General features: G+C 53.8%; 10 protein-coding genes, 1 other RNA gene and 1 CRISPR repeat array (1 of these 12 running past the window's edge). Of the genes, 4 read left to right on the forward strand and 7 right to left on the reverse strand.

The window, feature by feature from the left end:
• Positions 1-229: direct repeats of the CRISPR family, unit length 37 nt; unit sequence GTTTCAATCCTCGCCCAGCCCGGGGGCCGGGCGCTGC; it begins 2250 nt to the left of the window's first position.
• Positions 230-314: 85 nt separating this feature from the next.
• The 4 genes from cas7c to cas3 form a co-directional block, all read right to left on the reverse strand.
• Positions 315-1460, reverse strand: coding sequence for a type I-C CRISPR-associated protein Cas7/Csd2 (gene cas7c / locus H6G53_RS03755; protein WP_190530982.1), 1146 nt, complete (start codon positions 1458-1460; stop codon positions 315-317).
• A gap of 70 nt (positions 1461-1530) precedes the next feature.
• The gene (cas8c, locus tag H6G53_RS03760; protein WP_190530983.1) at positions 1531-3348 is read right to left on the reverse strand and encodes a type I-C CRISPR-associated protein Cas8c/Csd1; all 1818 of its coding nucleotides are present in this window, start codon (positions 3346-3348) and stop codon (positions 1531-1533) included.
• A gap of 9 nt (positions 3349-3357) precedes the next feature.
• Entirely contained in the window at positions 3358-4044 is a 687-nt protein-coding gene (gene cas5c / locus H6G53_RS03765) for a type I-C CRISPR-associated protein Cas5c (RefSeq protein WP_347343089.1), read from the reverse strand.
• Positions 4045-4121: 77 nt separating this feature from the next.
• Positions 4122-6476: a CRISPR-associated helicase Cas3' gene (gene cas3 / locus H6G53_RS03770; RefSeq protein ID WP_190530985.1), complete on the reverse strand. Its 2355-nt coding sequence runs from the start codon at positions 6474-6476 to the stop codon at positions 4122-4124.
• Positions 6477-6965: 489 nt separating this feature from the next.
• Between cas3 and H6G53_RS03775 the strand changes: the two genes are divergently transcribed.
• The 4 genes from H6G53_RS03775 to H6G53_RS03790 all read left to right on the forward strand — a co-directional run bounded on the left by H6G53_RS03775 (position 6966) and on the right by H6G53_RS03790 (position 10732).
• Positions 6966-7931, forward strand: coding sequence for a PRC-barrel domain-containing protein (locus H6G53_RS03775; protein WP_190530218.1), 966 nt, complete (start codon positions 6966-6968; stop codon positions 7929-7931).
• Between the two features lie 158 nt (positions 7932-8089).
• Positions 8090-9925, forward strand: coding sequence for a helix-hairpin-helix domain-containing protein (locus tag H6G53_RS03780; RefSeq protein ID WP_190530986.1), 1836 nt, complete (start codon positions 8090-8092; stop codon positions 9923-9925).
• A gap of 185 nt (positions 9926-10110) precedes the next feature.
• Positions 10111-10446, forward strand: a complete 336-nt coding sequence (locus H6G53_RS03785) for a hypothetical protein (protein WP_190530987.1) — start codon at positions 10111-10113, stop codon at positions 10444-10446.
• A 19-nt stretch (positions 10447-10465) separates the two neighbouring features.
• Complete coding sequence (locus H6G53_RS03790; protein WP_190530988.1) at positions 10466-10732, forward strand: type II toxin-antitoxin system RelE/ParE family toxin; 267 nt, start codon at positions 10466-10468, stop codon at positions 10730-10732.
• 125 nt (positions 10733-10857) lie between these two features.
• On the opposite strand, the gene H6G53_RS03795 is transcribed toward H6G53_RS03790, so the two are convergent.
• The 3 genes from H6G53_RS03795 to H6G53_RS03805 form a co-directional block, all read right to left on the reverse strand.
• A complete protein-coding gene (locus H6G53_RS03795) occupies positions 10858-11022 on the reverse strand; it encodes a hypothetical protein (protein ID WP_190530989.1) in 165 nt (54 codons plus the stop codon).
• A 198-nt stretch (positions 11023-11220) separates the two neighbouring features.
• A non-coding RNA gene (ssrS, locus tag H6G53_RS03800) (6S RNA) lies at positions 11221-11426 on the reverse strand.
• 95 nt (positions 11427-11521) lie between these two features.
• Complete coding sequence (locus H6G53_RS03805; protein WP_242030731.1) at positions 11522-13324, reverse strand: adenylate/guanylate cyclase domain-containing protein; 1803 nt, start codon at positions 13322-13324, stop codon at positions 11522-11524.
• Positions 13325-13888: the final 564 nt, after the last annotated feature.

Consider the following 13888-nt stretch of genomic DNA (forward strand, 5'->3'; position numbering starts at 1 on the left):
CGGGCGCTGCGAGTTAGATTCAAGCTCGTTGCACCACGAATATTGTTTCAATCCTCGCCCAGCCCGGGGGCCGGGCGCTGCCGCACCCTTGGGGTTGGAAATCCATGCATAGGACGGGTTTCAATCCTCGCCCAGCCCGGGGGCCGGGCGCTGCAATATAAATCTGGCCCTAAAAAATCTAAATTAGCTGATGTTTCAATCCTCGCCCAGCCCGGGGGCCGGGCGCTGCAGGGTTTACGAACTGGCCTGAACCAAAAGATAAGAAAATGTGCGGAAGCCAACTAGGTTGAGAGTTGGCTTCCGCCAAGGACTAATTAGCCTTCAATCAGCTTGGTTAGGGTGACTCCTTGGGGCCAATTTGTTTCGTCTAGTTCAATGACGTAGTGATCGAACGATCGCGGTGTATCGACCTCAGGACGCTTTTGCACCGAAATGCGATCGAACAATTTGTGGGCTGGTGCATTACCCAATGGATTTTCATGGGAAAAGATATATAACCCACGCACAGCCATTAGCCCGCGACTAGCCGATCGATCCACCACTTCAAACATTCCTTGAACCGCTTCCCAAAACAGTTCCAAGTCCCGATCGGTCACACCGGTTTGCTTGGCCAAAGGAGCCGAAAAGAAACCATAGCCTCGATATAGACCGTAAGAGATTTTGGTTTTGCGCCCGATCGTTTGTAGCTTTTCACGATCCTTCGCGTCAGCAACTGCTACTCGTGTGATTGCCAAATCTTCTGGAAAAACTGGGTCAATTGACCGAGAAAAGGTTAATTGCATGGGCCCACGAACCTGACCAGCATTCAAACCAGTACTCATCACTGCCCCGAACATTCGCACATCAAAGAAATTGGCGCACATCCAGTGCTTTGCCTTTTCCGTATTTTGCAAGCTCTTCTTGGGCTTGCGAGAATTTTTAATCAGGTCTTCCACCAATTTTTTGACAGTCTTCCATTCCGGTGAAGCCTCGGCCTCCTGGAGTTGCTCTTTCAATTCATCGGCATCTAGTTCACCGCTGTAGCGCAACTTCACAACGGGATCATTGTTGTCATCATCTTCCTCAAACAGAGTAAAACTTGAAGGTAGGAATTCACGAACTTGGTATAGTGCCTCCAAAACTTTGGAGTCCTTAACCGTTTCTTCTGACGGTTGACCAACTGGTAGACCTTCAGCCAAATAAGCTTCGCGAATTTGGTCATTCAAAACGCCATGATGCTTGACAAAAAGCTTAAGCCGCCTTGCTTCTTCACTATTTTCTGCCATCAGATCGCCATAGGTAGCAATCCAGTTGCGAATCTTGCGTTTTAAGCAAACATCCGTTACCAAACCATGCATGGTTTCCATATCAACCCGTGGAAGATTGCCACCATCTGGATCGCCGTTGGGATTTCCATCCAACACATCAAACAACAGCACAAAATCGTGGCGACGCTGGGCATTAGTGTGAATTGCGGACATGATTAAGCTCCAGAAAATTAATTCAAGTGATCAAGCAAACAGCATGACTGGGCGCTAGCAATAGGCTTGGCTAAGAGAAATTAGCAGCCCGATCGCGAATTTGCTGGCGGTTGTGTGCTTGTTGGTGGTAATAGCCAATGGCGAAAATAGCCTGCTGCTGCATTGAAAGACGACTGGGCAAGTTGGGCAGGTCGCGATCGGGAATTTTACTAAGAATTTCCTCCAACTCCTCTTGAAACTGGTTGTGCCAACCTGGTTTTTCTTTGCGAAGTTTGGATAGATTGGCCTGGGCTTTGCCAATGATTTTTCCCAGAAGATAGCAAGGGCTGATGGACATGGAGCCATAGTATCGATCGGCGATCGGGGCATTGACCTTGCCCAAGGCGGCATACTGAATCCTGTCAACTTGCGCCAACAGGCGACCAGCATGGTAGGCGAGCCGATCGCCCAATTGTTCGTCTTGAAATTGCGGATTGCGAGTTAGGCTTTCCATCGCATTTTGAGGCTCATTCATGTTGATTTTTCCTTCCAAGGTCAGAATTAGCTTGAGCAAAGCAGCCCTTGTGTGGGTGATGCTGCCCCCTTCGACTCGGATTCGACGCAGGAGGCGATCGAGCAAGTCAGCAGGCAATGGCCGCCCTTCAATAGCCGCCAAAAACAGCGCTGTTGGAGTTCGGGACAACATATCTTTTTTAGGCTCGCGATAAGCACAAGCGGCTAGTTCATAGAGTCCAAAGAATTCGCGATCTTCCTCATAGAGCGAGTCAATTTTCTGCCCCTGAAACCAAATTTTCAGGTTGTGATTGACTGACTCGATCGTCACATCAATCCAGCTACGAATGACCGCTCTGGCATTGTTGGCAGTGAGCGCAATTGCGAAAAAACGTTGAGCGAGGGCTGCACTCGTCTTCTCGCTGATTTCCTGAGCAGTCATTGGTGATTTCAGTAGATTCTGAATTCTTTTTGAATTCAATGGATCACGCGGCTTGCCCAAGATCTTCAAATCAACTGCTTCAGCACCCTGTTGCACCCACCAAACATAGACACTATCCCCAATGCGAAGACTGTCGTTTTCACTGGCAATAAGGGCATTTAGCGCCTTAGCAAATCCTTCCGCTGCTGGCCGTGAAATGGGAGAAGTCAGGGAATTTGCCAGCCCGAAGGATTCAAAGGCAACGGAATTTGCAGAAACCAAAGCTGTTCCTGAAGGTTGTCCATTGGGAAGACCTTTAATGAAAAAAGGTAATCGTTGTTCCAATGGGCCATAGGTTCCGGTTACCAAACACCAACCCATGGGACGTTCTCGGCTATCTGATACTGTTTCACCAGATGTGTAAGCAGCCCAAAATTGTTGAACTTTTTCTAGATTCGCCTTGTTCTCTGCGGGAATGAGTGCGGGGGCATCGGAAAAATGAACTCGAAAGGTGACAACTTCACTGGCATCAAACTCAGAAGAAAGCTGCAAATTGGGCGCAAATTGCGATCGCTGTTGAACGGGATCCCAACTTTCCAAAAATTTCAAAATGGCTTCTACAGCGGGTTCTTGAGTTGCACTAAAACAGTTGGCAACTAGGTCTTTGAACTGTCGATGGCATTCGGCAACACGCTCTGGCTTAGAGGTCGATCGGGCGGCTCCCAGGACATACTCCCCCGTATCTGCCAACAGCTTGGGCTGAATGCCTACTGTGCGGCCAATGTGGGGAACAATAATTTTCTTGCCTCGTTTTTTCCCCTTTCGTGACTCCTCGACCATTGGAGTCATCAGGCTTGTTCCGATCGGTCTTCCTTGTTGATCAATTTCAATCAGCCAACTGACTGGCGAAAAACCATACATTGATGGTGTTTCATCAATTCGGGTTGCCAGCTTGGCCAACTCGCTCAGAAGCATAAGCGCCTCCTAGGATAAGGGTTGTTCAGGAATGGTCAGCACACCTTGTTTTAAGGAAGCTCGAAAAAAACGAGGATGAGCCTGAGCCGTAACGATTCGATCGCCCGATTGATCTCGTTTGCGATAGCTAACCGGCCCCTTCGGCTGCTCTTGGAATTCCACGTCATACAACATCAAACCCAGTTCACGATTGAGACTGGGATCTGCACAATCAGCAGAATGATCGGGATTTGGCTTCTCAAAGAATGCTGAAAATTCCCTCGTTCCCAAATAGGGTTGATGGTGACACTGGCCTCGTTCAATTCGCCTCTGGAACTGATCGCGATATTTGGCCACATCAGCGGCCGCATGGGGCAAAACTTCAATATCCAAATCAACCACATAGGCCACATCTTGCAAACAAAGGGTGTGCCTTTGGGCCCGATCGTCATCGGCAAAATAGGATCCTTCGCCTTTTTTGGCCCAACCTTGGGCAGTGGCAAATACTTGGCGACTATTCACCTCATTACGCCAAATTGAAAAGTATTTGATGGGCTTCAGAACATGAATTTCGCGAATTTTGTAGCGCATTTCTGGCTTCCAGAAAATGGCTTCGCAGGCTCCCCGCATTGCACTTGGGGTGGGCACATCATAGGAAATGCGTTCTACTTTGAACTCAGGGCGCGTAAAGCAAGCATAGGGCGCGGTAAATTTCACCCTCAATGAATTTAGGTTTTTCATAATCTCCATGCTGGAAAGTCAGTGAATTGTTGATTAACCCACTTGATAGTGAACTAGGGAATGAGGTCGGCTGGGTCGTGTTGGATGGGTTGTCCATTGATCTCAATTCCGTAAAGTTGCCGATCGTAGCCCCCTTTCCAAAACCACAGCCCAGGGACAACCTCACGGCGGCAATGGGCTGATTGGTTGAATTCGTAGAAGCGCAGGTTCACCATGTAGGGCTGGAGCGCATCGCGATCGCCCCTGTTTAGGGAACCGGAGCGCTCAATTTTTTGAATCAGGTTGTTGGCGCGATCGTCGTACTGAACCACCACGGGCACGGTCTCATCTTTCATCAACGAAAATTGCTCGGCTACTTCGGCATAGCTCCAACTTTCTCGGCTGTTCTGGATCTTTTGACCCCGATCGCGCCCAACCGTTTGGTATAACTTCTGAAAGTACTGCTCAAAGGTTTTGGGGTCGTGTAAGGTTTGATTCACGCGATCGGTCTGAAGATAGCGATTGGCCGTACCAACGGCGGTTTCGTAGCTGCCACTAGGTAACCGGCCCTCTTGGGGAGAGAAAATCACCACTTGTCCCAAAATTGGCTCGCCTGACTGATCACAAAGATTGCCCTCTCGGTTGCAGCGGCCGGCCGCTTGCACAACGCGATCGAGCGGCCCCTCAGCCCGATAGACCAGCGGAAAATCAATATCCACCCCCGCCTCCACCACTTGAGTAGCCACCAGCAAGCAAGGCAGCCCTGCCCGCAGGCGATCGCGCACTTGGGCTAACACCTGGCGACGATGGGCCCCACAAAGCAAGGTGGAGAGGTGAAAGAGCGCCTCGCGGGGCCAGCCAGCGCCTTGCAACGCAGCCACGACATCCAAAGCGTTGCGGCGCGTATTCAAAACGATGAGTGCTTGGTTTGCCTGCCGGTTTTGCAGATCCATCACCAAATCCGCCCAAGACCAAGATTTCGGCGGCACAACATAGTTCACCCGTTGCAACTGTTGAAAATGAGCTTTGGCCAGTTCCGGGGGCACAATATCCCGCACTTGGTCGGTGGCAAATCCTTGAAGATAGGCATTTTGACCGGCGAGGGCAGGTTGGGTGGCCGTGCAAAGCACCACCGTCACTCCATAGCGGGTGACCAACTCACGCAGCACGCAAAGAATCGGATCCAACAGCTCGATCGGGAGGGTTTGCACCTCATCCAGCACAATCACGCTGTTGATTAGGTTGTGTAATTTGCGGCAACGACTCGGCCGATTGGCAAACAAACTATCGAACAGTTGCACCGTTGTGGTCACAATCAAGGGAGCATCCCAGTTTTGGGCAATTAACCGGGCCCGAGCAAAGGCCTGGCGAGCATCCTCGGCACGATCGTCGCCACGCATCACAGATTCGTTTTCGTTTTTGGAAGGTGTTTCTTGCCAAACAGCGCTGTGGTGTTCCAAAACCGCCTCAGGGCCCAGTTCAGCTTGAAACAAATCGCGATAGACATTGACGGTCTGTTCAATGATGCTGGTGTAGGGCACAGCAAAGATGACACGCGATCGCCCATGGGCCACCGCATGGTCAAGGGCAAACCGCAGGCCGCTCAGAGTCTTGCCGCCGCCCGTGGGGACACAGAGCCGAAATACACCCGGCGGTTGTTTCGCCGCTTGCTGACAAAGTTGATAGATTTCAGCTCGAAGGCAATTGAGGGGAGATTGGGGATTTTTTAAGGGTTTCAGGATTTTTTGGGCATAGGCACGCTCAAAGGTCGATTGCAATTGGGCAATTGTGATTCCCAAGTGGCGCTGGCTCGATTCTGTGGGCTTAAAGTGCTGCTCCGTATCCAAATAGTCCGCATCAACCAAACAAGAAAACAGAAACCGCCAAAAAACTTCCTGTTGGTAACAATCATCGGTTTCTGCCGGAGCATAATCAGTTAAATCCTGATCTGGCTCCAATTCAAGATCGGTTTTTTCCGCTTCCCGCAAGACCGCTTGATAGGCCTGTTCAGTTTTGGCTCTATGGTTACCGGCTAGCTTGCTACCCATATCTGCCAAGTTAGGAATACCGGCATGATGACCAAAAATGATCATGGCCAGTTTGCAGCCCAGCTCGCCGGGAAGTTGCTGCTCTGCTAACTTTGCGCCGTGGACTGCGTGGGGAACAGACTTGGGCGCTGGGCTATTTTGTCCGTGCCGGGTTGCCTGGTGACAGTGGTAGAGATAGTCCTGAAACTTAGGGTTATATTTGCCCAGATCATGCCAAAGGCCAGCGTAGTAACCTAGGCGATCGGCTCCTAGGGGGGCGGCAAATTGTGCGGTTAGGCGAGCCACTTGCTGCAAATGGTCGCGCAGGCCATGCCATCGATTGGAATCTTGGGGCGGCGTATGGGATACCGGTTCCTGGGGACGGGGGTATGGATCACTCATGATCAGCATGATGCCCTAGGGACATGATCAGCAATAATTGATCATTATGTCCCCCAGAATTTGAGTTTTAGTGAAATTAATGAAATTAGTACAATTATTAATTTCTATACATAAAACATCTGCCAAATATTGACCAGATACAGCCTTTACATATTCACCAGATACAGCCTTTACCTAAAATAATTGGCACGCCATATCGCAAATGCCATGAAGCAACGGTTCGGTGGGCAGTGCCCACCCTACGAGCGACTCAGCCCCTTGTTGTCAGCCCCCTATTACCTGACGATCGGGTCACGGTAACAGTCATTTGACTTGACCCACGGATGACGTGACCCACGGAAATAGACTTGCCGAGCTAGTTAGGTCTAAATCAATCGCGTTCGGCAATCGACACCACCAGCCGCCCGCCCTCAATCCGTCAACCTATGCTTTACTATCGACAAGCATCCCGACTTCGGATCTGTTGCAATCCATCCCCCTTTGCAGTCAATGACCTCTGAATCGATTCGCCAGCGCTCTGACCTGCTTGGAACGCAAATCATTACCCGAAACACCGGCAAGCGCCTGGGCATCATCAGCCAGGTTTGGGTCGATATTGATCGCCAGGAGATTATTGGCTTTGGCGTAAAGGACAATATCCTCGCCGTTTCGGCGATGCCGCGCTTCATGAACCTGGATAGCATCAGCCAAATTGGTGATGTGATTCTGGTGGAGGACGATCGGGCGATCGAGGACTACATTGAAGCGGATGCCTACAACACCTTGATTGGTTGTGAGGTGATCACCGAAACCGGCGAACTGCTGGGGAAGGTACGCGGGTTCAAGTTTGATGTGGAGGATGGCAAGCTGGTTTCGATCGTCATTGCCTCGATCGGCTTGCCCCAAGTGCCCGAACAGGTGATCAGCACCTATGAACTCCCGATCGAAGAAGTGGTCAGCACGGGCCCCGATCGGCTGATTGTGTTTGAAGGGGCCGAAGCCCGCCTGATTCAACTCAGCGTTGGTGTCCTGGAGCGCTTGGGCCTCAGCAGCCCTCCCTGGGAACGGGATGAAGAGGATCTGTACTTTACTCCCACCGCTGCCCCCGGCAACCAGTTAGCCTCCGGGTTGCGCACCGAAGCCCGCCCAGAAATTCGCACCGAAACCCGAGCCGAGCGCCGCTACGAAGAGGAAGCTTGGGAAGAGGAAACCTGGGAAGAGCCGGCCCCGCGCTATGGTCAACAACGCCGCCAAGATTACGACGAGGACGATAACTGGAGCGATCAGCCCCCGCGCCGCGAACGGGATCGCGAGTATGTGCGGGAAGATGAGTATGACTATGAGGAAGTCTACGATCGCTACGATGACAACGTAGATTCCGATGCTTGGACTGATGAGGAACCGGGCTACCGCGCACCCAAGCTGGAGATTCCCGAGAAGGTGCGGCAACGGGAACCGGAATACGAAGATTACTAATGCTGGTGCGGCATGGTTTGAGCGGCTCGATCGCCCCGCTGTCCGGTTGAATTTGCCTCCGATTGTCTCCCATTGCCCCCGCCATTAGCTCGAACGTTGCTCCCGCAATTGGCCCCTGAAATTCAGTATGTTTAGGGTGGCGGCGCAAAACCCAGATCATGCAGCGATCGAACCTAACCAAACGGAGCCGAACCCTCCTGGCCCAACGCGCCATGACGGGCGAGCGGATCACGCTGCGCACCACGGGGAAAGCGGGCGGCGAAGGGGAAATTTATCAGGTTGCGGAAGAATCTAGCCTGCTGGCCAAGATTTATCACCCCGACCAACGATCGCCCGATCGAGTGGCCAAACTGGCCGCCATGTTGAACGATCCGCCGCTGGATCCGTTGGAACCACCGATTACGATTGCCTGGCCCGTGGATGCGGTGGTGGTGGATGGGGCGATTGTTGGGTTTTTGATGCCCAAAGCACCCGAAACCCGCCCCCTACACGAGGTTTACACGCCCAAGATGCGACGGCGCGAGCTGCCGGGCCTCACCTATCGCTACCTGGTGCGGATGGCTCGTAACCTGGCCGCCGCCGTTGATGTGCTCCATGAAAAGGGCTACACGATCGGGGATGTGAACGAGTCCAACGTGCTGGCCGCCCCCACCGCCCTGGTCACCCTGGTGGATACGGATTCGTTTCAAGTGGTCGATCGCCAGCAACGGCGCACCTTCCGTTGTCCTGTGGGCAAGCCGGAATATACGCCCCCGGAACTGCAAGGGCGCAACTTTCGAGAGGTCGATCGCACTGCGGCCCAAGACTGTTTTGGGTTGGCGGTGTTGCTCTTTCAATTGTTGATGGAGGGAACCCACCCCTTTGACGGCGCTTTTTTGGGATCCGGCGATCCGCCCCTGATTGACCAACGCATTGCGGCCGGAGAATTTCCCTACAGTGCCCGATCGCCCCGTTGGAAGCCCAAGCCGATCGCGCCGCCCTTTGCGGGCCTCGATCCGCTATTGCAAAACCTCTTTCGCCAGGCCTTTGAAACCCGCCACCCCGCCGATCGGCCCAGCGCCCGTCAGTGGGCAGCCGTTTTGGACAGCGCCGAAAACAACCTTGTGACCTGTAGCGCCAATCCCCAGCATGTCTATTTTGGCCATCAGGGTTCCTGTCCCTGGTGCGATCGGGCGCGGCAGTTCCGAGGGCGCGATCCCTTTCCCTCTCCAGCCGCCATCCGGCGCGGCGAGCATATCCAACTGGCGAAAATGCACCGCAAGGCTCCCCGGGTGGTGACCCCGCCGCCCACCGCCGCCAGCATCCAAACGATTCCCCTGCGCCCCCTGCCGCCCACCGTCACCGCCCGCAACTATTGGCTGGCTCCCGGCTATTCCCGATCGAGCGCTTGGGTTTCTGCGATCGGGTTGGGCTGCTGTTTTTTGGTCTCCGCAGCCATCATTGCCAGCCGAGAAGCCCTCGACTTTTCCACCCCCGGAGTCCCCGCCCTCATTCCCCGCGTCCTGACGGCTCGCCCCCCTGTCCTTAGCCCAGAACAGCAGCGCCTGGCCCTGATCCAATTTGACAGCACCCGCAGCCAAATCGAAGGCCTTACCAATCAGCTCACCCAAGAAATGGTGACCCTGACGCAGGATCCCGATCGGCCCCTCGTGCGGCTTTCCCGATCGGCCCTCACGGAGCGCTCCCAACGGGCGATCGCCGCTGCTCTGGGCAAGCCGGGCCTGTTTTATGGCAATGGAACCATTTCCGGCTCCTTGCCCCCGGGCGGGGAGGCCACCCAAACGGTGCTACAAATTCAATGGATTGAAGCCATTTCCGAATATCAACGACGGATTTTGGGCGACCAATACGCTTGGGGTTATCTGGATTCCGCCACAGTCCGCCACCTCACGGCCGACTCTCGCCAAATTTTGCTGGACTCGCTTACACCTGTGCCCGTGGTGGTTCCCAGCACGCTCACCCAGCCCGATCGCCCCGCCGCTGATCAACCGTAGGGAGCAAGGCTACATAGTCACTAAAGTGAGTCACAAAAAGACTGAATGGGTTCCTCCCACGCACCGAAAATTGAACGCGGCCCAACCGATCGGGGATGGTCGTTGAATGCGAGGTGGGTCGATCGCGCCGTGGCCCATGAATCGATCGCCCCATGGCCCCCCAAATCCCGTAGGGGCGCATCGCCATGCGTTCTCCGAGCCGCGAAATCTCCGAGGGTCAATTCCTTTCGATCGATAAGGTCGATCGCCCAAAAGCCCGCGCTACCATTGAGACAACGCGATCGCCCCTCTCCAGTTTTGCGCAAATCATCATGAATGATCTGACCCTGACCGATGATCGCCTCCGCGATCTGATGCGACCCCTGCTGATTGAACTATTGCGCGATCGTCGCGATCTGTTGCGCGACCTCTTGCTTGAAATTTTGGAAGACTTGGCGTTAGGTCGTGCCATGAATGACTTGGGGCCTGAAGACGAAGAACCTGTCGATCGCGCTGAAATTTTTGCCCTGTTGGATAGTTAAGCGTTGGACTAGATCAACAATGCAGGTTCAATTTCTCAAGCGCTTTCTCAAAGACTTGCAGGCCATTCGCGATCGTCCAGCATTACAAGCCATCAAAACCGCCCTACTGTCGATCGAAGCAGCCGAACATTTAAGCGAGTTGAGTCAAATCAAAGCGATCGAAGGCCACCCCAATACCTATCGACTCCGAGTAGGCAACTATCGCCTTGGCTTTCGATTAGAAGACAACACCATTATTTTTGTCCGCGCCCTACATCGTCGCGAGATCTATCGCTATTTTCCTTAAACTCTAAACATTTTGCGCCGCTGACTTCTCCGATCGCCCAATCCATCCTGCAACGACGCAGCATCACCGACCCGTAGGGTGTCGTAGGGCAACGGTGGGCGGTTTACGGCGATTGGGTTTGTGCCCTACGCACCGTTGGCATGGGGCGGCCCAACCGATCGGGGATGGTCGTTGAATGCGAGGTGGGTCGATCGCGCCGTGGCCCATGAATCGATCGCCCCATAGCCCCCAAAATCCCGTAGGGGCGCATCGCCATGCGCCCTCCGGTACGCAAGATCTCCAAGGGTCAATTCGTTTCGATCGATCTAATGATGGCGGAGGATATATAACAATGTGCGCCCAACAATATGCGCCGACCCATTTGCCACTGGCAAATTCAAATCAATCAAATTCAAATCAAAACACGGGCCACCGTCGCTGAGGCGAGTGGTGGCCCGTGTTATTTACCAAATTGTTGATCAATTGGTTGAAGCAAATTCTGAGGAGTTGGGTTAACCGCAAATGCCGTCTTGCCTCAGCTTCCGACCTGGAAAAACCAGGTGGGTACTCTTGTCTCCGTTTAAAGTTTCTGAGTTAACAAAGCGCCTAAACGCTCGCTCAGTCTACTGCCACTAAGACATTCGGTGAGTCCCCGAATTGGAACAAACATAGATCGCAAAACAATTATTGGCAGTCACCAACATTGCAGCAAAACCCAACCGGAATTATAGCAAACAGTTTTAGGATTACGATCGCCCCGAGAGCGCTAGTTTTGGCCCTGAGGCGATCGCCCAAATCCGCAGTCAGTTCTCAAGAAGGCTCCGTCAACAGCTTCACCAACTCTAGCTCTTGGGCGCGGTGACCATCTTGGAAAATGGGCACTGGCCGTTCAATGCCCTTGAACCGAAATTCTCCCATTTGCACCCAATTCATCTTCCGCGACACCAAGTCATAGGTATTGGCGCTGATGATGCACTGGCCCACCGGACAAATCGCCTCCATCCGGGCCGCCAGGTTCACCGCGCCGCCTAAGACTGTGTAATCCATCCGTTGGGAGCTGCCCACATCTCCCACCACGGCCCGACCGCTGTTGATGGCAATCCGTAGTTGCAAATGCTCGCCCAACACGTTCCGTTTGTTCAAATCATCCAAGCGTTCCAGCATTCGCCGGGCAGCAATGACAGCGCGATCGGCATGATCCGGTTGTGGTTCCGGCGCACCAAAAAAGGCCATGATGCAATCGCCAATGAACTTATCGAGGGTTCCGCCTAGGGCAAACACCTCTTGCAGCATTTCTTCAAAAAAGCGGTTCAACAAGTCCGCCACCTCCGCCGGACTCAGGCGCTCCGAAAGGGCCGTGAACCCGACAATATCCGCAAACAGAATGCTGAGTTCCCCATCAGTGGTGGGAATCCGGCCATCCTCGTGGGTGCCAGCGGCGATCATTTGTTGCACCACCGCAGGCGAGTGATAGCGCTCTAGCTTTTGGCACAGGCGCTCTTCTTCCTGAAGTTTGCGGGTGAGCAACCACCGCTGAACACTGGCAGCCACGAGGTTGGCCAATGCGGAAAAGAAACTGAGATCGTCTTCGCCCTCTTGCACCCAACTTTCGGAGGACAGGTTGGCATCGGCATAGAGCACACCGACCACTTTGTCTTCGTTCCAAAGCGGCACGGCCATGGCGCTGCGAATGCCTTTATAGAGAATGCTTTGTTCTGCGCCAAACCGCTCGTCTGCTTGGGCATCGGCGGTTTGTAGGGCAATTTTTTCTTTGAAAACTTTTTGGCAAATGCTTTGGCTGATCCAACCGCTGTTGAGGGTGAGGTCGCGGGCCCGTTCGGTTTCGCGGGCGGCCGCGTTCAGCAGTTGCAGTTGGCCATTGCCTTCCACATCCACCAACAGGGCCAGGCGCTCAATGTTGGTGAGATAGCGAAACACCACTTCTTGCACTTGGGAGAAGATGGCGTTGCTGCTGGCGGCGGAGGTGAGGCCTTTGGCGATTTCCACGAGATCGCGCAAGCGGGCAATGGTGCGATCGCGCTCATAAAGACTGTCGCCGCTGCCTTCGCTGGTGCGGAGCCACTGTTCTTTGAGGTCGCTGGCATCGCGTGAAATTCGCATTTTGCCATCGGCCGTGGCATCAATCAGGGGCAGCTTGACCAGATTGGGCCGCACCACGGACACGGTGGGCGGCAAAGCCTCGGGGTTTAAGGGAACCTGCACCCGTTGGGAATAGACGGCTTTGGGCCCTTGGGGCGATTGGCGCGATCGGGTGATGGTGGGATTCGCGACCGCGTTGGCCGTGCCCACTCCTGCCAACAGGACGGTGATGCAAACATTTTCGATATAGATCCGATCGCCGTGGGCGATGGGAGTTGGCTGTTGGAGGGGGGTTTGGTTCAGGCGTGTGCCGTTTTTGCTTTGCAGGTCTTCAACCATCCAGGGACTAGCCCGATCGGCGCGGCTAATTCGGGCATGGTGTCGCGACACGCCATAGGGAGAAAGGGGCAGCTCGCAATCACTGGCCCGCCCGATCGTCACGGAGTCGGTTTCCACGGGAATCAGTCGATCGGGGCTACCGGGAACCTGAAGGCGTAATTGGATCTCAGCCATGCCATCTACTCTGCTTCACAGCAATCGAATCAATATCGCCAAACCCGCATCGACTGGAACGCTGAGAATAGCACCGGGAACAGCGCCGAGAACGTTAACCGATCGATGCATTACACCCTATTCGACAGCGCTCAGGCTCACAAGCGGTGAGGGGCCAGACCAGTTTTTCAGAACGCCCATGCCCCAGTCCGGTTAACCAATCCCGCTGCGGCCCCATCACTGCCTCGCTGTTTTCGTGTTTAGGCTGTGGTTAAGCCGTCCAACCTTGATTAAAGCCTGGTTTAAGCCCCTTGCCCGATCGCTCTGAACGCAATCGGTTTGTTTGAGATGTCCCCTGCGATCGCCCTCCCCTCGCGACCAGTTTGCCAAGCGTCCCCCGATCGCCCGTTTCCATACCCAAATCCAGAACCGGCACTGCAAAAGCACCGCTCCTTCCCATTTTCCCCGCTAGATGCGAGTTGAGTTGATCTGTGGTGATGCGTTGTTGGTGACCAATTGCAGTGACCAATTGCAATGACCAATTATGGTCACGAACTGTAATCAAGAACCGCAATCAAACACTGC

Source organism: Limnothrix sp. FACHB-406, assembly GCF_014698235.1.
Taxonomy (GTDB): Bacteria; Cyanobacteriota; Cyanobacteriia; order CACIAM-69d; family CACIAM-69d; genus CACIAM-69d.